The organism is Actinoallomurus oryzae (assembly GCF_039541955.1).
Classification (GTDB): domain Bacteria; phylum Actinomycetota; class Actinomycetes; order Streptosporangiales; family Streptosporangiaceae; genus Actinoallomurus; species Actinoallomurus oryzae.
On sequence record NZ_BAABHF010000036.1, the window covers coordinates 13,587 to 35,855 of the forward strand.

General features: G+C 71.4%; 8 protein-coding genes. 1 reads left to right on the plus strand and 7 read right to left on the minus strand.

What is annotated here, in order from left to right; all coding sequences use genetic code 11:
- Positions 1-1,027: 1,027 nt before the first annotated feature.
- Both ABEA10_RS29815 and fxsT read right to left on the minus strand, forming a co-directional pair.
- The gene (locus ABEA10_RS29815) at positions 1,028-2,068 is read right to left on the minus strand and encodes a hypothetical protein (protein ID WP_345469535.1); all 1,041 of its coding nucleotides are present in this window, start codon (positions 2,066-2,068) and stop codon (positions 1,028-1,030) included.
- A 186-nt stretch (positions 2,069-2,254) separates the two neighbouring features.
- Complete coding sequence (gene fxsT, locus ABEA10_RS29820) at positions 2,255-5,944, minus strand: FxSxx-COOH system tetratricopeptide repeat protein (RefSeq protein ID WP_345469537.1); 3,690 nt, start codon at positions 5,942-5,944, stop codon at positions 2,255-2,257.
- A 381-nt stretch (positions 5,945-6,325) separates the two neighbouring features.
- Between fxsT and ABEA10_RS29825 the strand changes: the two genes are divergently transcribed.
- On the plus strand, positions 6,326-7,498 hold the full coding sequence (locus tag ABEA10_RS29825; protein WP_345469563.1) for an FxsB family cyclophane-forming radical SAM/SPASM peptide maturase: 1,173 nt from the start codon (positions 6,326-6,328) through the stop codon (positions 7,496-7,498).
- Here ABEA10_RS29825 and ABEA10_RS29830 read toward each other — a convergent pair.
- The 5 genes from ABEA10_RS29830 to ABEA10_RS29850 form a co-directional block, all read right to left on the minus strand.
- On the minus strand, positions 7,488-12,392 hold the full coding sequence (locus ABEA10_RS29830) for a DNA repair ATPase (RefSeq protein ID WP_345469538.1): 4,905 nt from the start codon (positions 12,390-12,392) through the stop codon (positions 7,488-7,490). The two genes, ABEA10_RS29825 and ABEA10_RS29830, sit on opposite strands and share 11 nt — an antisense overlap.
- Positions 12,389-14,395, minus strand: a complete 2,007-nt coding sequence (locus ABEA10_RS29835) for an SPFH domain-containing protein (RefSeq protein WP_345469539.1) — start codon at positions 14,393-14,395, stop codon at positions 12,389-12,391. Before ABEA10_RS29835 ends, ABEA10_RS29830 begins: the two co-directional genes overlap by 4 nt.
- Before the next feature lie 28 nt (positions 14,396-14,423).
- The gene (locus ABEA10_RS29840) at positions 14,424-15,002 is read right to left on the minus strand and encodes a hypothetical protein (protein ID WP_345469541.1); all 579 of its coding nucleotides are present in this window, start codon (positions 15,000-15,002) and stop codon (positions 14,424-14,426) included.
- Between the two features lie 118 nt (positions 15,003-15,120).
- Entirely contained in the window at positions 15,121-21,612 is a 6,492-nt protein-coding gene (locus ABEA10_RS29845) for a HEAT repeat domain-containing protein (RefSeq protein ID WP_345469542.1), read from the minus strand.
- A 106-nt stretch (positions 21,613-21,718) separates the two neighbouring features.
- Positions 21,719-22,207 carry a pyridoxamine 5'-phosphate oxidase family protein gene (locus tag ABEA10_RS29850; protein WP_345469544.1) on the minus strand — a complete coding sequence of 163 codons (489 nt, stop codon included), beginning with the start codon at positions 22,205-22,207 and terminating at the stop codon, positions 21,719-21,721.
- Between the last annotated feature and the right edge of the window lie 62 nt (positions 22,208-22,269).

The window sequence follows — 22,269 nt, forward strand, 5'->3', positions numbered from 1 at the left end:
CAGCACGATCGCCGTGATGCCGTTCTGCTGCGCCAGCGCCAGGTACACCGTGTCGCCGGTGCTCTGGGAGCGCGTCAGCGGAAGGCTGACCACCGCCTGGGCGCAGAACGCCGCGAGCCCCAGGACGAGCCCGGCTCCGGGCGAGATCCCGAGCGCGAGGATCAGGCCGAGCAGAGCGGTGGCCCCGACGAAGGCGAGGTCGACGGCGCGGTCCAGCAGCCGGCCGACGGCGAGCGGTCTGCCCGGGACGACCGGCCGGGCCACCAGGCCGACGAGGGCCACGGCCAGCATCCACACCTGCCAGATCGCGATGGCGGCCGTGCCGGCGAGCAGGAGGCAGGTGACCACCAGCCGGGGCCACGGGCGGAACCGCCGGACCCACCGGTAGAGCAGGAACACCACGCCGGCCAGCAGCAGGTTGCCCAGGAGATCGAGGGCGAAGGACCCGGGTCCGCCGAGGTCCAGCGCGGCGGACGAGCCGTCGTGCCGCGCCGAGAGCGCCAGAGCCGCGACGTAGATCGTGAGAAGCGTCGTCACCGGGTCGTCGAAGGACGCCCAGGCGAGAAGCAGTCCGCGCCCGCGCGAAGACAGCCGGGAGGAACGGCCGAGGGCCACCACCGACAGAGGATCGATCTGCGCCACGGCGATGCCGAGCACCAGCGAGCCGGGCCTCGGGAAGAACGCGAGCATGACGGCGCTGATCAGCGCGGCCTTCAGCACGACGCCCACCGTGACGGCGAGCACGACCGTGCGCAGGTCCGCACGCAGATGCTTGAGATCGATGGCGTGCGTGCTGCCATAGAGGCCGAGCGCGAGAAACGCCGTCACCACGGGAGCATAAAAACCACTGTCGAGCAGCGCTCCGACATGCCCGAAGTATCCGCCTGCGAGAAGGCCTAATCCGACCATTCCGAGCATTAGCACAAATCGCTTCGCCATGGCGCCGGACACTTCCCGCGAGCAGGGGACAAGGCAATGACGACACTGTCGTGACGAGTGTAGAATATTGTCAGACGGACGGCAATTGCTACTGTCCGAAACTCACTCCGGCGCCGATAAGGCCTGCCACCAGTTCTCCCATCGCCTGGTCGGCCTGACTCACGCGCTTCTGATTGGTGGTCACGCCGACGAGGTAGTCGCGGGGACCGAGGCGGTAGTAGAAAAACGCACCCTGTTCGACATCCAGCACGATACGCAGCATTCGGCCGCGAATCGCCTGGCGGGCGAGTTGGCTCAGCTGCCGGGTGAACATGGCGAATTCCTCGGCCATGCGCCGGTAGAGCGTCCGCATCGCCGAGGGCGGCAGATGCGGCGGCCGCAGCTCGATGACCTGCTCATGGTCGAGGAGGTCCGCCTCGGCGAGGATGTCTCCCCTCCGGCAGTGCGCGAGGTAGATCAGCTCGTCCGGGCTCAGCAGGTCGGACAGCCGCCCGCCCAGCGTGGACAGCGGCGAGCTCCGGAGCTGGACCGCGGAACGAACGGCCTCCCCGCGCGCCGGCGCTTCCGGTGACGGCGCGTCGGGCATCGGCGCGTCCGGTGACGACGCTTCCGTCGATGACGCTTCCGTCGACGGCGCTTCCGTCGACGGCGCTTCCGTCGACGATGCTTTCGCGGACGATGCTTCCGCCGACGGCACCTCCGGCACCGGCGGTTCCGCCGACGGCGCTTCCACCGCCGGCATGGAGGTCTTCCAGCCGCCGGGGTTCTGGGACGGGATCCCGAGCCTGTCGCGGAGGCCGTCGGCGATACCGCTGACGAACCTGTCGGCGTCCCGTACGAGATCGACGTGCGGCAGCACCCGGGTCGCCCGGCCCTTCACGGCCGCGGCGGCCCCGAAGACGATCGCCAGCACATAGTTCTTCGGCGTCACGGACATGGAGAACATGGCCCCGCGCTCGGCGTGCAGCACCATGCGGATCAGCCGGCCCGTCTCGAGGTCGCTCAGCCGCTGGTCCAGGGCGGTCATCATGAAGGCGAGCTGCTGCGCGGCCGCCTGGTAGAAGTGACGGCGGTCCGGTGACGCGTCGGAACCGCTCGAGAAGAGCTTCGGGTCGTCGAGCACGTCCACGGCGAACTCATAGAAGCCGTGGTCGTACTTGGCCAGGTAGTGCGGCCCTCCGCGCCGGCATACGTAGTCGTGAAAAGTGCTGACCGTAACCGGCTCAGCGCTGCGGCTTCCCGTCCATTCATGGACGCTCGCACGGCTTGTGCGAAGGTCCCCCATTGCCGCCTCCTCCAAATCCGCTTTTCCCCGTCAGATGGTTGGAATGTCCAGGTAAATTGCGGACGTAATGCTCGCTTCGGTCAGATTCTGGCCCGTCTCAAGCGCCTCCGCGGCGATCGCGGTATAGGGGTGTTCGTCCCCCAGATAATCGAGCATGTCCGTGGCCGTCGTCTCGTGCAGCCGCAGCGCCTCGTCCGATCGGCCGAGGCCGGTCAGCGCCCGCGCCTCGTGCAGCGCGGCCACCATCGTCCACGGATGCTGCTCGCCGAGCGCGGCGACGAGCCGGCTCCTCGCGTCCCGCACCGCGGCGAGGGTGTTCTCGGGCGCCTCCATCGCGCTCTCGAACAGGGCGAGGTCGAGCCGGCACAGCTGGACGAAGGGATGGTCCGGACCGTACGCCGCGGTCAGGCCGTCGAGGAGCCGCCGGCCCAGGCGCGCGGCCCCCAGATGATCGCCGGCCTCGTCGAGCTCGATCGCCTGGCTCAGCTCGGCGGCCAGGGTGCTGGGATGGTCGGCGCCCAGGACCCAGCGGTAGCCGCGCACGGCCTTCCGGATCTTCTCGTCCGCCGCGTCGATGCCCCGCTGCCGGTCGACGATCGCGAGGCTCCGCAACAGGTCGAGCTCGCTGAGCCGGTCGGGCGTCTTCTGGTCACGGGCCTGGCCGAGGCTCACGGCGAGCAGGCGCCGCGCCTCGTCCTTCCGCCCGTTCGCGAACATGTAGTCGCCGACCCGGCGGGCGATGCGCAGAGCGATCGGGTCGGTCTCGCCGAACTCGGCCACCTGCTGCCGCCAGGCGCTCACGGCCGTGTCCTCGGCCAGCTGGTGCTGCCCGGTGAGGAAGGCGGCCTCGGCGAGGTTGTTACGGGCGATGACCGTGTCGCGGTGCCCGTCGCCGAGAAGCAGCCGGGTCTCCTCGTAGATGCCCTCGATCTCGCCCAGTGCCTGGGCGAACTGCCCCAGGCCGCGCCGGTCTCCGGTACGACCGCGGCCCGCGGTCAGCGCCCAGTAGCGGCCCGCGGCGTCCGCCTCGCGCAGGATCGTCAGCGCCTGCTCGCTCGCCCGCAGGGCGTCCTCGAACCGGCCGAGGTCACGGCGGAGGTTGGCGACCTGGACGAGCAGCCGCCCCTTGAGCAGGTCGTCCGGCCAGGTCGGCAGCAGCCGCTCGATCGTCGGGAGCATGAGCCGCCAGCTCCCCCGGTCGCCGGTGGTGTACTGGAAGCGCACCTCCTCGACGAGCCAGCGGCGAGCGTGGACGTCGAGGCTCCCGGCGGCCCCGGACGGGCCGAGATGCCGGTGGAGCTCGGAGAACACCTCATGGTGGAGGCTCACCGGGCCGTCGGCCTCGGGGGGCACGATATCCGCCAGTGCGCAGACCGTCTGCCGCTGCCGTTCGCCCGCCTCGTCCGGAGAGAGACGGCCCCGGATGAGCTCCTGCACCCTCCGGTGCACCCGGATCCGCGGATCGCGGCTCCACTGGACGTCGGCCAGGCCGAACCGCACACAGAGCCGCAGGAGCTGGTCCAGCACCATGCTGTCGTCGGCGATGAGCTGGGCGCCCGCGGGATCGGCCGCGGCGGCGAGCCGGTCGAGGAACGGCGTCGACGACAGCAGCCGGTGGCTGGCGCCCTCGGGAGCCAGCCAGGCGCAGAGCTCGAGCAGCCGGGCCGCGAGACACCCGAGCGGGCCGTCCTCCAACGACTCGAACGTGACGTCCAGGCAGGCCGCGGTCACCTCCGTCCCGGGGGTCCGCGTCCGCTGGGCGACGCGCGCCGTGAACTCCGTCACCGCCCAGGCCGTCGCGCCTTCGGTGTCGAGCGCCCTGATGGCCAGGAGGTAGTCGACGGTCTCGCGGATCCACGCTCCCGCGAGCCTGAGCGCGAGCGGCAGGCCCTCGACGAGGCCGGCGACGGTCTCGGCGCGCTCGTCGGTCAGCCCGTCGATCCGCTCACGCAGAAAGCGCTTCGCCGGGCCGGTGCCGACCGGCGCGAGCCGGTCGTCGGCGCCCTCGGCCGTACGGCTCGTGACGAGCACGTGGCCGGGGCCGCCGGACGGGATGAGGTCCTCCAGAGCGGCGAGGTCGTCGGCGTCGTCGTAGATCAGCAGCCAGTTGTCCTGCCCGGAGGAGCGCAGCGCGGCGACGACGGCCACCGCGGGGTCGCCCTCCGGCGGGATCTCCAGCCGCCGGGCCAGAGTGTTCAGGTCGAGCCGTGCGAGCTCGGGCGTGCGCGCCGAGATCCACCAGATGACCTTGTAGTCGTCGCCGAAGGCCCGGATGTAGTGCTCGACCATGGCGGTCTTGCCGATGCCCGGCGGGCCGCCCAGGACGTACGGCTCGCAGCCGTCGACGTCGCACATCAGCCGGTCGCGCATCGCGGCCAGGTCGCCCTCGCGCCCGACGACCGGGCCGTCGTCGGACGGGACGTGGTTGGTGACCACACCGCGCGGACGGTCGAGCGGGTACGCGGGGACGAAGCCCACGGGCGTCGGGTCGAGGCCGCCGGACACGAGGCCGAGATGGCCTTGTAAGAGCCGGATCGCCTCGGGTTGTCCCCGGCGGGAGAGGTCCAGGGTGAGAGTCGTGTCCGGCAGCCGCTCGGCGACGCCGTCGGACACGCAGAGCACGAGGTCGGGATCCGTTCCGGGCCGTCCGTCGGGGAGCGCCGACAGCAGGCGGGGCGATGCGATCACGATGGCCCGGCCCATGACCGGCTCGTCGACCGCGGCCAGCGCGACGTCGGCGCCGAGCCCCCGCAGCTGCGCCTGGACCCAGTCGGCCCAGCGCCGGTCGGATCGGTCGTGGACGATCGTGAACCGCTCGGTCTCCCGGGCTTCGTCCAGGCCCACGGCGATGCGGTAGTTCGCGCGCAGCGCGGCGGGCAGCTCGGCGTGGCCGGTGACGAGGCCGCCGGAGAGCCGCTCGACCAGCCGGGCGTACGCGCGCACCACCTCGCTGCCCGGCTCCTCGGCGAGCGTGGCGAGGATGGACCGGCCCGCCTGCCGGGAAAGGAACGGGACGGCGATGACCTCCTTGCCGGCCTTGCCGGCGCCGGGCGGCGACTCGAACAGCTGGGCGAGGAAGCCCGCGTCGACCTGAGCGGTCTCCGGCCCGGTGGTGCGGGGGCCGGACTGGAGCGGCAGCAGGTCGATCCCGGCCGCCGCCTGCGTCTGGATGGTCTCGGCGAGGTTCGCCGCCTGGAGGGCCGCGAGCCGGCCCGGCCCGAACACCACGACGGCGACGTCGCTGCCCCGGGCGATGACGTCGACGATGTCGGGGTTCGGCTCGGTGGGCGCGTCGACGAGGATGTAGCGGTACGGGAGATCCTCCATCGCGTCGCGCAGCCGCTGGACGATGACGTCGGCGGGTTCGGCCCAGGGCAGCCCCGGCAGCGACTCGGCTCGCCCGGTGTCGAGGGGCGTGACCAGGTCGATCGGGCCGGCGTCTCCGGGAGGCTGGAACCGCTCGGGCCGCCAGGTGCCGGGCTCCTGCGTGGTCAGCCCGTCGAGCAGCTCGCCGAGCCGGGCGACCTCGGGCGGCTCACCGACGCTGAAGCGTTTGAAGTAGCCGCGGCCGGTGGGCCGCTCGCCGCTCCAGTCGACGACGAGGACGCGCTCGCGCGCACCCGCCAGGATCATGGCGGTGTTCGCGACGGCCGCGGTGCGGCCGAGCCCCCGTGCGGCGGAGGTGAACGTCACGCAGCGGGTGGTGTGCCGGCCGTTCACGCCGGACGCCCCGGCGTGGTGCCGCGCGCCGCCCGGGGCGGACTTTCGAGGACCGTGTCATTGATGAAACTGGCGTATCCCCGCGCGCCCTCATCGCCCTCGCGGCGTATCCGGGCCAGCGCCCAGCCCATGACCGACCCGTCCTGTTGTAGGTCCGGAGCCTCCAGATCGACCCCTGAGAGATCCACCAGAGCCGGTTGCCCGTTTCCCCGCATGCCTCCACCACCCACGCCCAGAACCGACTTCTATAATAGACACCGCTTTTTACATGCTCCCCCACTAAAGTGGTTCGTAAAGCGTCACTCGACACTATCGAGTCGTCCGACCGGACGTAGGCTCTAGATCATGATCAAAGGACTTAATGGCCGCAATCGGCCGATCATGAAGCCCACCCCCTTCCGTCAGTTCATTCTCAAGGTGCACAGTAGGTGCAATCTCGCCTGTACCTACTGCTATCTGTACACGATGGCCGATCAGCGCTGGCGGCATCGGCCACCCGTCATGTCCGACCGAATAGCCGGCTTAGCCGCGGCCCGGATCGCCGAGCACGTACGTGCGCACGGGCTGACCGACATCGCGGTCGTCCTGCACGGCGGCGAACCGCTTCTGGCCGGGCCCGACCGGCTGCGCCACGTCGTCGAGGCCGTGCGCGGCGCGGTGGGCGACACCGCGACGGTCGGCTTCTCCCTCCAGAGCAACGGCACCCTGATCGGCCGCGGGTTCCTGGACCTGTTCGACGAGCTGGGAGTCCGCGTCGGCGTCAGCCTCGACGGCGACGCGGCCGCCCACGACCGCGCTCGGCGGAGGGCGCGCGGCGGCAGCCACGCCCAGGTCACGCAGGGGCTGGCCGAGCTCACGAGCCCGGAGTTCCGTCACCTGTTCTCCGGGCTGCTGTGCGTCATCGACCTCGGCAACGACCCGATCGCGACCTACGAGGCGCTGCTGGCGTTCTCACCGCCCGCGATCGACCTGCTGCTGCCGCACGCCACCTGGAGCAGTCCTCCGGCGGGGCCGGCGGGCGCGTACGCGTCCTGGCTGATCCCCATCTTCGACCGCTGGTTCCACGCTCCGGTGCGCGAGACGCGCATCCGGCTGTTCGAGGAGATCATCAATGTGCTGCTCGGCGGCTCCTCCGCCGTGGAGGGAATCGGGACGAGCCCCGCCGCGATGATCGTCGTGGAGACCGACGGGCAGATCGAGCAGTCGGACATCCTCGCCGCGGCTTTCGACGGCGCCGCATACCTCGGCCTGGACGTCGTGGACGACGATTTCGACGCCGCGTTACGACATCCCGCCACCGTCGCCCGTCAATTAGGCGCGACCGGAATACCCGGGGAGTGCCGCCCGTGCCGCTGGGCGGCGGTATGTGCGGGCGGGCATTATTCCCATCGTTATCAGGACCAAAAAGGGTTTGACCACCGATCGGTTTACTGTTCCGACCTTTTCGCGCTGTTCGACCACATCCGTACGGCACTGGTGGACGAACTCACGGTGCGCGCCGGGACCTCCCGTCCACCGGCGCTCCACGGCTCTCCGCTGACCGTCATTCCGTAGGCGAGCCGTCCGGGTGGCTCGCGCGGTCGATCGCGGTCTCCACTCCGGCGATACGGTCGGCGAGCAGGCCGAGAGCCCCGACCGCCCGGCTCATCGGATCGTCCTCGGCGCCGCCCAGCGCCTGGGAGCGCACGAACGCCGCCTTCACCTCCGCCCAGCGCTCGCGTCGCCCGGCCGTCAGCGTGCCGCGCAGCTCGGCCAGTTTCAGCAGGTTCGCCTCGGCCCCGGACGCCAGCGTCTGCGCCTCACCGAGGTAGTGGTCGTCGATGACCGCCTCCAGCTCGGCGTCGTTCATCGCCGGCACGATGCGTTCGGCCAGCTTGTTCATGTTGCGGTAGGAGCCCTGGAGCTGGAACGGCGGCTCGGTCCGCGACGCGTCGTTCTGCGCCGCCGAGGCGATGTAGGCGCGGTTGCACGCGAGCACGACCTGCCGCACCCGCAGCAGTTTGCGCAGGACGGCCGTGATCTGCTCCACCTCGGTCGCCGAGTACGGGTGGACGAGCCGGTCGGGCACGGCCGTGGAGTCGCCGCGCGCGAGGCGTACGAACAGCTCGACGTCGGCGCGGTCGCGGGTGGACAGCGGGGCCAGCACGGGGTTGGAGGTCAGGGCGTTCTCCACGTAGCTGAGCGCGAACAGCTCCTCGCGTCCGGACAGGACGTCGCCCAGGTTCCACACGTCGGCGCGGTTGGCCAGCATGTCCGGCACGCGGAACCTGCGGCCCGACTCGGTGAACGGGTTGCCCGCCATGCACACCGCGAACCGCTTGCCGCGCAGGTCGTACGTGCGGGTGCGGCCCTGCCAGACGCCCTCGATGCGGCGCTGGGCGTCGCACAGGGAGATGAACCGCTGCAGCAGCTCCGGTGAGGTGTGCTGGATGTCGTCGAGGTACAGCAGCACGTTGTTGCCCATCTCCAGCGCGAAGGAGATCTTCTCGACCTCCTGGCGCGCGGTGGCGTTCGGCGCCTCGGCCGGGTCCAGCGAGGTGACCGACTGGCCGAGCGCCGGCCCGTTGACCTTGACGAACATCAGGCCGAGCCGCCCCGCGACGTACTCCATCAGCGTCGTCTTGCCGTACCCGGGCGGGGAGATGAGCATCAGCAGGCCCATCTGGTCGGTGCGCTTGGCGTCGCCCGCCGCGCCGAGCTGCTTGGCCAGGTTGTCGCCGATCAGCGGCAGGTAGACCTCGTCCAGCAGGCCGTTCCGCACGAACCCGCTCATCACCTTCGGCCGGTACTCCTCCAGCCGCAGCCGCGACCGCTCCGCCGCGACCAGCTCGCCGCGCCGCCTCTGGTACGCGCGGTACGCGGGCACGCGCTCGGCGCGGAACCGGCGGGTGCGGGTCAGCACCTCGTCGAGGCGGAGCTCCAGCCGCCGGGCGGTGACGCGCGGATGCGTGCCGAGCAGGCCCTCGACGGTCGCGGTCAGCGGCGCGGAGGACTCATGGCGCGGCAGCGACCCGCACAGCTCGATCGCCACCGCCTCGGCCAGGTCGCCGGCGAGCGCGCCGGCCGGGGCCGTCGAGGCCGTGGAGGTCACGTACGCGCTCAGCCAGGCCTCGACGAGCTGGCGCCGGGCCGCCAGGTCATCGCCCAGCTCGCGCAGGTCGGCCGCGTACCCCGGATCGTCGCCGAGCGCCCGCCGGAACCCCTCAAGGAGGGCGCGCGCGCCCGCGCCGGTGACGAAGCCCTCCGGCGCGGCGGCCAGCTCCTCGACCAGGTACTCCCCCGCGAGGTCGGGCGGCCCGGCGTCGAGGGCGGAGGCCGCGATCGCCGTGGTCAGCTCGGTGCGCAGCTCCGTCAGCGCCGCCGCGTCGCCGAACGCGGCACGCGCGCGGGCGAGGGACCGGGCCCGCGCGGCCCAGGCCGTACGGGCCTCCTTCGTAGTGCCGTGCGCCCAGAACAGCTGGGCGGCGGCCCGCGCGGCCGGCGGGTAGCGCAGCAGCCCCGCGCCGTCGTGCAGCCGCAGCAGCGCCTGAAGGATCAGGGCGGCGTCGCGGTCGTGGACGCCGCGCTCGTAGCCCTCGTCGTAGCGGGTCTCGGCCACGCGCCGCACCTCGGCGAGCAGGCCGTCGCCGGACTCGGCCGCGCGCCGCAACGCGGGGAGCGACGGTCCGGTGAGCAGGTCCGCGGCCAGGTACTCGGCCCGGTAGACCTCGGGCGTCTCGGAGACCAGCGGCTGGTCCCAGTACGGCCGGGTCGCGGCGAAGTCCGGGTCGCGCACCGGCACCCGGTAGTCCGTCGCGGTCACGGCGTACGCCATGCCGCCCTCGTACGGCACGAGGGTCAGGTCGAGGGGCTGGGCGTTGACCGCGAACCGGTGCCGGCCGAGGCGGATCGTCTGCCCGCCGCCCTCGTACAGGTCGACGCGGTCGCGCAGGGCCCGGCCGGCGTCCTGGCGGGCGGCCTTGAGCCGCCCGTCGAGCTCCTCCGCGCGCACGGAGTCGCCGAGGTCCCGCAGCTGATCGGCCACGCCGCGGACCTTGGCCACCATCGGGTCGGCGGCGAAGTAGGTGTTGATCTCATCGAGGGAGTCCAGCTCCGCGACGCGCCGCTGGATGCCGGTCAGGATGCGCTCCGCCGACTCGGCGAGCCGGTCCGCGCGGCGCACCTGCTCGTCGACGAGCGCCTGCTTGCGCGTGGAGAAGGCCTCGTAGACCTCCTCGCGCCTGGCGGACAGCTGGGCGACGAAGTCGTCGAACTCGGCGAACCGCGACTCCAGGTTCTCCAGCTGGAGCATCATGCGGCCGAGCTGGTCGTCGCAGTGGCCGGGAGAGTCGGCCATCGCCAGCGCCGCGGTCACGGCCTGGCCGAGCAGCGCGAACTCCGCGGCGAAGGCGGCCCGGCCCTCGGCGTCGAGCAGTTCGCGGCGGCGGGCGGTCAGGCTCGCCTGGGCCTGGTTGATCTCGGCGAGCGCCTCGCCGATGCGTTCCAGGATGGAGGTGCGGACACGGGCATCGGCGACGTCGAGCGAGCCGACGACCTCGGTGAGCGTCTCCAGGCCGTGGGTCTGCTCGGCGAGCCGTTCGCGTACGGGATCGGCCTCGGCCGCGGTCGTGATCGCCTCGGCGTCGGCGGCGATCCGGCCGATCCGCTCGTGGTATCCGGTGAAGGCGTCCGGCCCCTGGAGGAACGCCACGGCGCGCCGGCCCGTCGCGGTCAGCTCCTCGCCGAGCCGCCCGGCCAGCGCGTCGATCCCGTCGGTGTTCGCGTACCGCATCTCGCGCAGCGTCTCGAGCCGGCCCTGCGAACGGCGCAGCTCGGCGAGCCGGCTCACCCACGCGTCGGCGGTGGCCGGCGACTCGCCCCTCGTCTGCCGGATCAGCGCGGTGATCCGCTCCTCGGCCTCGGCGAGCGCGCCGGACGCCTGCGCGGTGAGCCGCTGGACGTTCTCGTACTCCTCCAGGACCTGCTCGGCGGTGGCGCGCACACCGTCGAGCGGCTCGCGCAGGCCCTGCTCGCCGAACCAGAAGTAGCGGTCGGCGGCCCGGTCGCAGGACGCGATCAGCGCCTCGAGCATCGGCTCCGACGGCGCGGTCTCGGCCACCGTACGGGCGATCGAGAGGGCGTCGGAGATGCCGCGGACCAGGTCGGCGTTGCCGACGCGCTCCAGCGGCCCGGTGCCGACCGGCTGCGTCGCCGCGTACGTGTCCGACACGTAGGAGGTCTGCCACACCTGCATCTGGTGCACCCGGGTGGGCTCGGCCGAGTCGGCGCGGAACGAGATCATCGTGCCGTCGTCGAACAGCGAGTAGCCGTGGCAGGTGATCGGGGTGGCGACCTCCTTGCGGATCAGGTTGTACGGCAGCAGGAGGTACCGGCCGGCCTCGCGGGCGTGGAAGACGTAGAGCGCGTCCTCTCCGTTCGGGGACCGGATGACGCGCTCGTACTCCAGCCGGTCGGTGTCGGTGTCGAAGGTCTTGACCGCCCCGGTGACCAGGTAGTAGCCGCCGGGGAAGATGATGCCCTGGTCCTCCGGGAGCCGGCGGCACGCCTGGCCGATGCCGTCGAGCCGTACGACGGTCCGGGTGCGGGTGTTGAAGACCAGGTGCCGCCGGTCCTCCTCCTTGTACGGCCGCACGCGCAGCAGGATGAGCGCGCCGACGCGGGCGTAGTCCACCTCGGCGTCGGCGAGGCTCTGCAGCGGCTCGGCGACCGGCTCGCGGTAGATGCCCTCGCCGGTCTCGGTGTTGTTCTCCAGCTTGACCGTCAGGTCGCCGCCGACGGTCTCGACGAAGACCTCGTCCTCGATCGAGATGTGCGGGTGCCGGCCCAGGACGTGGTCGTCGCGGGTCGTCTCGGTCCAGGTGAAGTCGTGCGACGGCGGGAAGACGTGGTCCGGCTCGCCCAGGTTGTCCTGGTAGACGACGGTGCCGTCCGTACCGGTCTTCCACCGGAGCACGCGCGTGTCGTGCTCGGCCTCCAGGCCGGTCTGGAAGACGGCCAGGAGCCTGCCCTCGACGTGGCGGAGCTGGAGCAGCCGGCTGTCGCGGTAGTAGCGGTACAGCTCTGTGAAGTCGCGCTCGAACTGCGGGTCGCGCAGCAGGCCGGACTCGGCGGGCTCGAACCGGAACTCCTCTCCGTCCCGGACGAACCGGTGCATCGCGAACACGTCGTCCACCAACGTCTCCGGGCGGAGCCCGATGAAGACGTTGTAGCCGAACAGCAGCAGGTCGCCGACGGCGGCGATGTCGCGGGGCACGCAGTTGTTCTCGGTGCGGATCCGCTCGGCGCCGACGAGCCGCAGCTCGGCGCCGCCGAAGGTCTCCACGCGCCGGGCGTTCAGCGCCTCGGCCCGGCCCGCCAGCGCTTCGGCCTGCTCGCCGAGCCGGGCGCGGAGCACCTCGTAGGTGCCCGCGTCCAGCTTCGGCTCAGGCTTCTTCTCTTCTGTCGTCACTGGTCGATGACGGCCACGGAGGAGACGGCGGCGTCGGCGACGCCGAGGCGTTCGGCGTGGTCGAGCAGCTCCTGCGCCTTGGCGCCGTCCGCCCCGCCGCCCCGAATCCGCTGCATGAGCAGCGCGGACAGGGTGAGGTTCTTCACGTCATCGGTGCTGACCGAGCCGAGGAGCCGGGTGAGGTCCTCGGGGAAACTGCGGTCGCCGTTCAGCCACGGCCCGGTGAGGCCGCGAGCCACGGCCGAGTGTTCGACGAACCCGTCCATGCTCTTGCCGACGCCGATCGCGCCGACGACCTTGTCGAAGAAGGTGCCGTCCCCGCCGACGATGTCGATGTCGGCCTTCTCCAGAGCGGACGCCAGCACTGCCGCCTGTTCGCCGGCGACCTCGCGCTGAACGTCGAGGCCGGCCATGCGGATCTCCTTCTCCGCCTCCAGCCGCAGCCGGTACTCCTCGTGCCCCCGGGTCGCGTCGTCCATCGCGGCCATGCCGGCGGCCTTGTCGGTGAGGCCCTCCGCCTCGGCCTTGAGCTTCTCGCGGATGCCGTCGGCGGCGGCGAGGGCCTTCTGCCGGTCGACGGCGGCCTCGGCGTTGCCGACCTTCTCGATGGCCTCGGCGTCCCGCTCGCGCACCTGGACCTCGGCCAGGCCCTCCGCCGCGGCCTCGGCCTGGATGCCCTCGGCCAGCCGGATCTTGGCCTGGGCGTCGAGCTCGGCGGTCTTCTGGCGCGCCTCGGCGAGCAGCAGCTCCTGGCGGGCCTGGAACTTGGCCGCCTCCTCGGCGGCCTCGGCCGCCTTGATGTCCTTGACGAGGCTCTCCTGCGCCTCCGCCTCGGCCTGGATGACGAGGGCCTGACGCGTCCGCTCGGCCTCCTCGACGAGGCGGAGCTTCTTGATGTTCTCCTCCTGCTCGGCGACCGTCTTCTCCACCGCGATGCGCTCGCGGATGACGTCGGCGATCTCCCGCTTCTCCGCCTCGACCTCCTTGTTCTTGGCGATGCGGGAGAGCTCGGTCTCGCGCTCGCGGGCGATCACCTCGAGCATGCGGTCCTTCTCGATGCGCTCGTTCTCCACCGCGATGACGCGCTCGCGGTTCTTCTCCGCGACGGCGATCTCCCGGTTGCGGTTCTCCTGCTGGACGCCGAGCTGCTCGTCGGTACGGATGTGCGCGCTCTGGGAGGTCAGCCGCTCCTCGGCCTGCACCTTGGCGATCTCCGCCTCCTCGCGGGCCCGGATCGTCTCGATCTCGCGCTTCTTCTTGACCTCGGCCTCGGCCTGCCGGCGTTCGAGCTCGAGGATCGCCTCACGCGCGTCGACGTTCTGCCGCGTGATCTCCTTCTGCTCGTTCCGCTGGTACTCGTTGGTGCGCACGTGCTCGATCGCGGTCAGCTCGGTGATCTTGCGAATGCCCTGCGCGTCGAGGATGTTCGTGGGGTTGAGGCTGTCCAGCGGCGTCTGCTCGAGGTGGTCGATGGCCGCGTCCTCGAGGTGGTAGCCGTTCAGGTCCGTGCCGATGATCTGCACGATCTGGTCGCGGAACTCGTGGCGGTGGGTGTACAGGTCGACGAAGTCCATCTGCTTGCCGACGGTCTTGAGCGCCTCGGAGAACTTGGCGTTGAACAGGGTCTGGAGCGTGTCCTCGTGGCTGGCGCGCGCCGTGCCGATGGCCTGGGCCACCTGGATGACGTCCTCGACGGTCTTGTTGACCCGGACGAAGAACGTGATGCGGATGTCGGCGCGGATGTTGTCCCGGCAGATCAGCCCCTCGGCACCGGAGCGCTCGATCTCGATGGTCTTCACCGAGATGTCCATCACCTCGGCCTTGTGGAGGATCGGCAGCACGATCGCGCCGGTGAACGTGACGTGCACCTTCTTGATCTTCGAGACGATCAGCACGTGCCCCTGCTCGACCTTGCGGAACAGCCTGAGCATGACGATGACGCCGGCGAACACGAGCAGGATGGCGGCGAGCAGCACGCCGAGCCCGATGAACAGCGAATCCATCAGTGGGTCCTTATTGCGGGAGTATGGATCAACGAGGTGAACGGTGGGGGTCGAGCTCCGCGTCGTACGGCATCACCCAGAAGAACTCGCCCTCGGCGTCGTAGTCGAATATCAGTGCGGTGTTACCTGCTTTGAGGGCGGGTTCGTCGTCTCGGTTCCGCTGCTGCCGAACCTGGATCACGGCGGCCGATCCGTCGGCGGCCCGCACCATGGCCTGGCCGAAGGCGAGGTCCACCCGCCCGGTGCTGATCACGCACATCCGCCCGACGAAGTCGCGCCGGGTGGGCACGGCCTCTTCGGCGATCATCCGCCCGAGCGGACGCATCAGCAGGCGGGTGACCAGGGCGGACAGCAGAACGGCGGCGATGAGCACGCCGACGGAGGGCAGCGCGCCGGACAGGTCGCCGCGGCGCAGCAGCACGGCACCGGCCAGGCTCGCGAACCAGGCGAGCGCGACGAGCAGCGACACTCGGACGGCCGCGACGGCGCCGACCAGCGCGTCCAGCACCCCGCACGCGACCAGCGCCCAGTAGAGGACCACCACGAGGAGGAGGACACCTGGAATGGCCGCCGGAAAACCCAATGCCGCCCGTAGGAATTCCGTCATCTCTCGCGCCTCCCCCGGCATGCCTGTCGTTGTTGCCGACCAGGCTTCCCGGCGCTCCGAAGCGGAACTCTACGCCCAAAAAAGAGGGCGTTAATGTGATTTATGCAACACGAAACGTTCAGGCCCCAGTGCCGGGGGTGCGGTGGGAGATGTGCCGAAGCATCTTCTCGGCGTATTCGCGCACCTCCGGGTGCGGATCGTGCTCGGCCAGCGCGCGAAGGCGGGCGAGGGCCCCCGGGGCATCCGCGTGGACGAACCCGAGTGCCGTCAGGGCCGAGCACCGGACCTGCCACACGGAGTCGTCGGTGAGGCCGTACAGCAGATCGACGATCGTGGTGTCCCGGCGTGGCGTTCGCAAGACGAGTTGGAACAGCGCGCTGTCCCGTACGTCCCAGTGATGCGTCTCCCGGGTGTGCTCGCGCAGCCAGGCGAGCGTCTCCGGATCGTGCCCGGCGGATTCGCCGACCATCATGACCGCGGTGGCGGCGACCTCGACGGCGCCGTCTCGGGCGAGACGGTCGCGCAGCCATTCGACGGTCCCGGGTTCCCGGACTCCCGCCGCGGCCGCCAGGACCGCCTCGTCGCGCACGGCCCAGTGGTCGTCGTGCAGGGCCCGGTCGCGAATCAGCGTCTCGGTGTACGGGTCCGGACGCCGGCCTTCGGCCAGGAGGCGGATCGCCACGCGCCGAACCCGCGCGTCCTCATCGGCGACGGCCCGGTCTCGCAGCAGCGGGGGAACCGCCGGGACGTCGGGCCGGCGGGAGGCGAGCTCCTCCAGCGCCGCCGCGCGGACCTTCCCGTGTGCGTCGGCGTGAACCGCCTCGATCAGCGGCGCCAGACCTTCCGGATCGTCCGCTCGCGCCTCGGCCAGAGCGGTCGCCGCGGCCGAGCGGACCCGCCAGGACGCGTCGTTCGCCAGCCGGTCCTCGATCAGCTCGTGCGCGTCGTCCCGCCAGTGTTCGGCCGCGGTCTCCACCGCCGCCTTCCGGACCTCCCAGGCCCGGTCGCCGCACGCCGTCTCCCGCAGCACGGCGAACGGCCCGGCCGTCGTCCGTACGGTCGCGGCCCGGACGTCCGCGCTCGCGTCGGACGCCTTGGCACGCGCCCACTCCCGTACGGCGGAGTGCGAGCGCCATCCCTTGATCACGGCCGCGACCGCCGCCGCGCGCACCTCGCCGTCTTCGTCGCCGTCCGCGCGGCCGTACAGCCACGGCAGGGTCGCCTCATCGTCGGCCGCGACCCGCGCGACGGCTTCCACGGCGGCGAGGCGGACCTGCCGGTGAGCGTCCTTCTCCGCCCGGTCCCGGAGCCATGCGACGGTGCCGGGGGTGTCGCCGTCGACCAGTGCCACCGCGCGCACGCCCGCGCGGCGCACTCTCCAGTGCTCATCGTCCGTGCCCTGGTGGAACAGCCAGGCCCGGACCTCGGGCGCTTCGGCCCAGATACGCGCGACGGCGCCGGTCAGCCGCTCCCGAAGGTACTCGTCCTCGTCGCAGGTGGCACGGTCGCGCATCCACGAGGCGATGCCGGGCCGATCCGGCCAGCCACGGGCGACGGCCAGAGCCGCGGCTTCGCGGACCGTATCGTGCCCGTCGCACACGGCCCGCTCCACCAGCCAGGGCAGCACGGGTGGCGTCTCCGGCCGTATCCGCTCCACGGCCTCGACCGCCGCCCGGCGGACGCGCGGACGACTGTCCGACACCGCCAGCTCGATCAGCCGGTCCCGCACCCGCGGGTCGTCCGGCCATCCGGTCGCCGCCGCCTCGATGCCCGCCGAGCACAGATCGCCGTCGCCGTCCCGGAGGACGCGATCGAGGATCCAGACGAGGATCCGGTCCCCGCCTCTGGTCTGGGCGAGGGCGTCGACGGCGGCGCGGCGGACCGGCCGAGCGCCGTCGTCGACGGCCCGCTGCCGCAGCAGGGCCATGACCTCCTCGTCCGGCTGCTCGGCGAGAATCCCCACGATGGCGGCGCGGACGTCCGGGTACGGATCCGTCAGCACGCGGTCGAACAGGAGCCGGCGGGCCTCTGGATCGCGCTGCCACAGCCGGGACAGGCCGAAGACGGCCGCTTGACGGACGCGAGGATGCGGGTCCGAGAGGGCGACCTTCAACAACGCCAGACGCTCCCTGACGTTCCGCAGAAAGACCTCCCGCTGGACCGCGAGGCGGCGGATCTCCCAGCTCGGGTCGTTCAGCGCGCCCTCAAAAAGCCGCTCCATCGCGCCGGTGTCGTCCGAGCCGAGCATGACCGCGCGCAGGGCCGCACGGCGTACCTGCCACCGGCCGTCCGTGAGGAGATCGGGCAGCAGCCGGCGGCGCCACCATCGCGGAAGCGCGTCGACCGCGGCCGCGGCCACGCGCCAGTCCTCGTCCGCGGCGATACGTTCCCTGAGCGTCGCCAGGGTCTCGGGGTCGTCGGGACGAACGGTTCCGAGCGCCCGCAGCGCGCCCACCCGAGCGTCGCGGTCGCTTCCGGACACCGCGGTCTCGCGCAGCCGTTCCCACGTCTCCGGCCGGTCGCGGCGTGCCTCTGCCAGTACGCTCAGCGCTTCGCGGCGCACGGCCCCGGCATCGTCGCCGAGCCGAGGTTCCAGCCAGGACCAGGTCTCCGGGCCGGGCCCGAGGGCCGCCGCGAGACGCATGGCGGCGATCCGCACGGCGGGCGCCACGTCCGAGACGGCACGAGCCCGCAACCACGACAACGTCTCCGGATGATCGGCCCACCCGCCCGCGACCGCCTCAACAGCCGCCTTCCGCACATCCTCGTCCACGTCACCGACCGCACGAGCCCGCAACCACGACAACGTCTCCGGATGATCGGCCCAGCCACCCGCGACCGCCTCAACAGCCGCCTTCCGCACATCCTCGTCCACGTCACCGACCGCACGAGCCCGCAACCACGACAACGTCTCCGGATCGCCGGCCCACCCGTCCGCGACCGCCTTGACGGCCACCTGCCGTACGGCCCAGCCGCGGTCGCCGACGGCGCACGCCATGAGCAGCGGCCGGATCTCCGCACGCTCGTGCCCGCCTCGTCCGAGGAGAAGAACGCAGACCTCCCGCACGAGCCCCTGCCCGTCGGCGGTCACGCGTTCCGCGAGCCACGGCAGGACGTCAGGATGGTCCGGCCACCCCAGGGCGATCGCCCGTACGGCCGCGACACGCACGTTCGCGTCGCCGTCCTCGACGGCCCGTTCGCGCAGCCACGTCAGCACGCCGGGAGGCCGCCAGTCCCGGCCGATCGTCTCGACGAGCATCGCCCGCGTGTTCGGGGAGGGATCCGCCGCCGCGCGTGCGGTCAGCAGCGAGAGGACGTCCGGCTGATCGCGCCACCCGGCGGCGATCGCCTGCAGCGCGGCCGACCGCACGTCGTCGTCCGTGTCGCCGACCGCGCGGTCCCGCAACCACGACAAGGTTTCCGGGTGATCGCGCCACCCGCCCGCGACCGCCTGAACGGCCGTCTTCCGCACCTTCTCGTCCGCGTCGCCGGAACCCAGGTCCCGCAACCACGGCAGGGGATCCAGGTGATCACGCCGACCGCCGGCCACCGCCTGCACGGCCGCCGCCCGGACGTCCGCGTGGGGATCCTCGCGGGCCCGCGCCCGCAGCCACGCGGGCACATCCGGATGGTCGTGCCAGCCGCCCGCGACGGCCCGGACGGCCGCGGCGCGCACCTCGTGGTGCGCGTCGGCGACGCCACGCTCGCGGAGCAGAGTGAACGTGGCGGGCACGTCCCGCCACGTGTCGGCCAGTGCCCCGAGCGCGGCGGCCCGGACGTCCTCGTGCTCGTCCCCGCTCGCCAGCGCACGCGTCAGCGGCAGCACATCCGGATGGTCGCGCCGTTGCCGGACGGCCGCCAGCAGGGCGCCCGTTCGTACGGCCGCGTGCGGATCGGTCGTCAGGCGCTCCATGACCAGCGTGAACGCGTCCGGCGTCGCGCGGCGGCCGTCGACGAGCTGCTGGAGCGCCTCCGCCCGGACCTCCCCATGCCCCTCGGCGGCCACGCGGTCCCGGAGGAAGGCCGGCGTCTCCGGGTGGTCGGACCATTCCCGGCCGATCAGCTCGATCGCGGCCCCGCGCACGTCTTCGTCCGCGTCACCGAGCGCCCGGTCACGCAGCAGGGAGAGGGTCTCCGGACGATGCGGCCACGACCCGGCGACCGCGCGCATCGCGCCCTCGCGGGCATTCCCGTAAGAAGCGATGGCCGCCCGGCGACGCAGGTGATCACGGAGGCGGTCGTCGTCCGGAAACAGCGCCGCCGCCACTTTCGCCGTCAGCCGGGAGACGGCGTAGCTCGTGAGATACGCACCTCGCATGAGATACCAGCGGAGATAGGCCTCGCGCCCCGGCCAGCGCGGCTGCACGGACTGGAAGAAGGGAAGGAGCTTGTCCTCGATCACCTCGTCGTCGCTGCCGTAACTCTCTTCGAGGTACTCCAGCCAGGAGATCACCCGCCGTACGACCGTGGCTCCCTGGCGCTCCATCGCGGTCAGATTGCGCATCTCGGCGATGCATCCGGCCGCGAGGAGGAGGTGGTGTGGCGGCGCGTCCTCCGCGGTGAACGGCCAGAACGGGTTCGCGTCCTCGAGCAGGTGGTCGACGATGCCGGACGTGAACCTCTCATCGATCATCCCGGCGATCAGCAGGAGGACCTCGCGCCAGGTCGGGTCGGACCAGTACCGCCCGAAGATGTCGGTGACCAGTTGCTCGGGGTCGAGCTGCCGCTTGTTCTGAAAGCGGCGGACGACCTCGTCGGCGCAGAAGAATTCGAGAAAGGCGCGGTGTACGAATCCGTAGACCCCGCCGCCGTAGAGGCTGAGGATGAAGTTCCGCTCCCGGAACTGCCGGAGCATGATCTTCGCTATCCGCTTGGCCTCCGGCGGCGAGTGCTGATAGCGCCCGACCAGGTAGTCGATGAATTCCCCGAGCAGGTCCTCCCGGCGAATGTGGTTGCCGGCATGGCCGGATCGGCCGCTCTGCATCCGCCAGGCCACACGGCGCAGGACCTCCTTCTTGTCCTCGCTGTCGATGTAGTCGGCCTGGATCCGCGCGTCCTGCAGGTAGCGGTTGACGTCCCAGTGCTCGACCAGCACCGTGGCCGCGTGCGCGTACACGGCACGGCGCTCGCGCGGCAGTTCCTGGCGCCGTCCGATGATCGCCAGGATCGTGAGCAGCAGCGGGTTCCCCGCGAGCTCCCGGATCGACGGCGATTCGTCCACCGCCCGGAGAAGGCGGTCACGGCGAAGGGCCGCCTCCTCCTTCCGGTCGTGGATCGCGAGGCCGAACCAGTTCGTGCTGAACTCCCGTATCTGGTCCCGGTTCAGATCCTGGAGCATGTAGTGGCGGAACCCCGCGTCCTGCAGTTCGGCCCGCCGGTAGCCGATCACCCGGCTGGTGACGATGACGCGCACGCGCGGATAGCGCAGCGCGAAGCCCGCGATCTGCCGGGTCACCGTCTCGCGTTCCTTCGGATCGAAGATCTCATCGAGCCCGTCGAAGATGACCAGTGCCCGGCCGTCGTCGCGTAGGTGGTGGTCCAGCGGCTCGGCCGGAAGCCCGGCCTGCTCGGTCCGGTACTGATGCTCGAGGAAGTCGAGGAAGGTGTCGCGCCGCATGTGCTGATCCGCGTAGGCCCGCAGCTCGATCAGGAGGGGCAGCGATCCGCGCAGCACCGCGAGTTCACCGGGCGGCTCCTGCCGGGCGAGGGTCAGGATCAGGTAGCGGGCCAGCGTCGACTTGCCGGCTCCGGGATCGCCGAGCAGGACGACCAGCCGGTTTCCCGGTACGCCGAGGACCTCGATGACCGGTCGTGCCGCCTTCTCGCCGTACGTGCTGCGGGCCCGGGCGAGCCGGTCCGGGTCGAGCCCTTCGGGGAGGTCCTTCTCGCTGATCTCGTCGGCCTCCAGCAACCGCCGCCAGAGTTCCTTGGGCATCTCCGGCAGCAGCACGTCCTCCCGTACGTCCTGCGGCACGAACACGGAGCGGAGCAGGATCGGGATGTGGTCGTCGTGTTCCGCCGGCGTAAGCACGTCCAGGTCGAGCCGCCGGTAACGCCGCTCCAGCCGCGAGAGGTAGGCCGCCGTCGCGACGGCGAAGGACTCCTGATCGTCCGGTCCTGCGGGCGGTCCGGACACGGCGGCGCGAGCCTGGCTGAGGATCGCGTGCAGCACCTTGCCGGTGAGGTCTTCGGCGGAAGTGAAGGTGTCGATGACGATGCCCGCGTCGCTCAACCGGCCGCGGAAGTCGTCGATGGCCGACCGGTCCGCGTCGATGAGGCGGGGCGGCAGGGGGAAGTCCTCGTCCAGCAGGAAGACCAGGCGCGGGATCCGGGCCTCGGCCGCGGCGTGGAACTCCATCTCCGTGTAGGAGATCCCGCTGTCCGCGACGGTCGAGCCGTAGCGCCAGCCGATGACGCCCACGTAGAGGTCGCACGAGCGTACGCAGTTCCGGCAATACTCCGCCGGTGCCTCCTCCCCCGCCGGGAAGTAGCTCATGTCCACCGGCACACGGCCGGCTTTCGCCACCGCGTCGATCGCCGCACGCACAAAGGACGTCGAGGCCGGATAGTCCGCCATGTCCGACGTATGGCTGATGAACACCTTCGACACGAAGTCAACGTACTTGAGCCACCAGCGAACCAGCCCGTACCGCCGGCAATTCCATCAACGGTCGCAGACCGAATGTTCATTTCGGTCCGTGAGCGCTTCTCGGGAGTCAGGCGTCCCAGGGGACCGAGGCGCTGGTCCAGTGGGTGAGGCCGGCGAGGTCCGCCTCGGTGGTGACGTGGCGGGGCGGGGTGGCGAACGTCGCGTACGGGCGCAGGCGCAGCACGACCCGCTCCTCCCGGCGGGCCATCGCCTCGACCTCGGCGCGGGAGTCCTCGCTCAGCGGGCGGCCCGCCATGACGCCCATGATCTTGAAGAACAGGTCGGCGCCGGCCTCCGGGTCCTCGTCCAGGACCGCGTCGCAGTAGACGTTGAGGTAGGTCGGGGGCCACTTTTCGTCCAGGACGCACAGCGAGACCTTCGGGTCGCGGCGCACCGCGGCGGCCTTTGCTCGCGCACGCATGGTGGAGACGAGGATCTCGTCGCCCTCCACGATGTAGTACAGCACCGACATCGCGGGCCCGTCGTTTTTGCGGGCATAGCCGAAGATCGCCGTACGGTGGTCGCGGACGAACTGGCGTCGTTCTTCCGGTGTCATGTCCTCCAGTCTGCGCCGCCTCCGCCGGACGGGCCATGGCGTGCTCCGCGGAATGCGTTGAG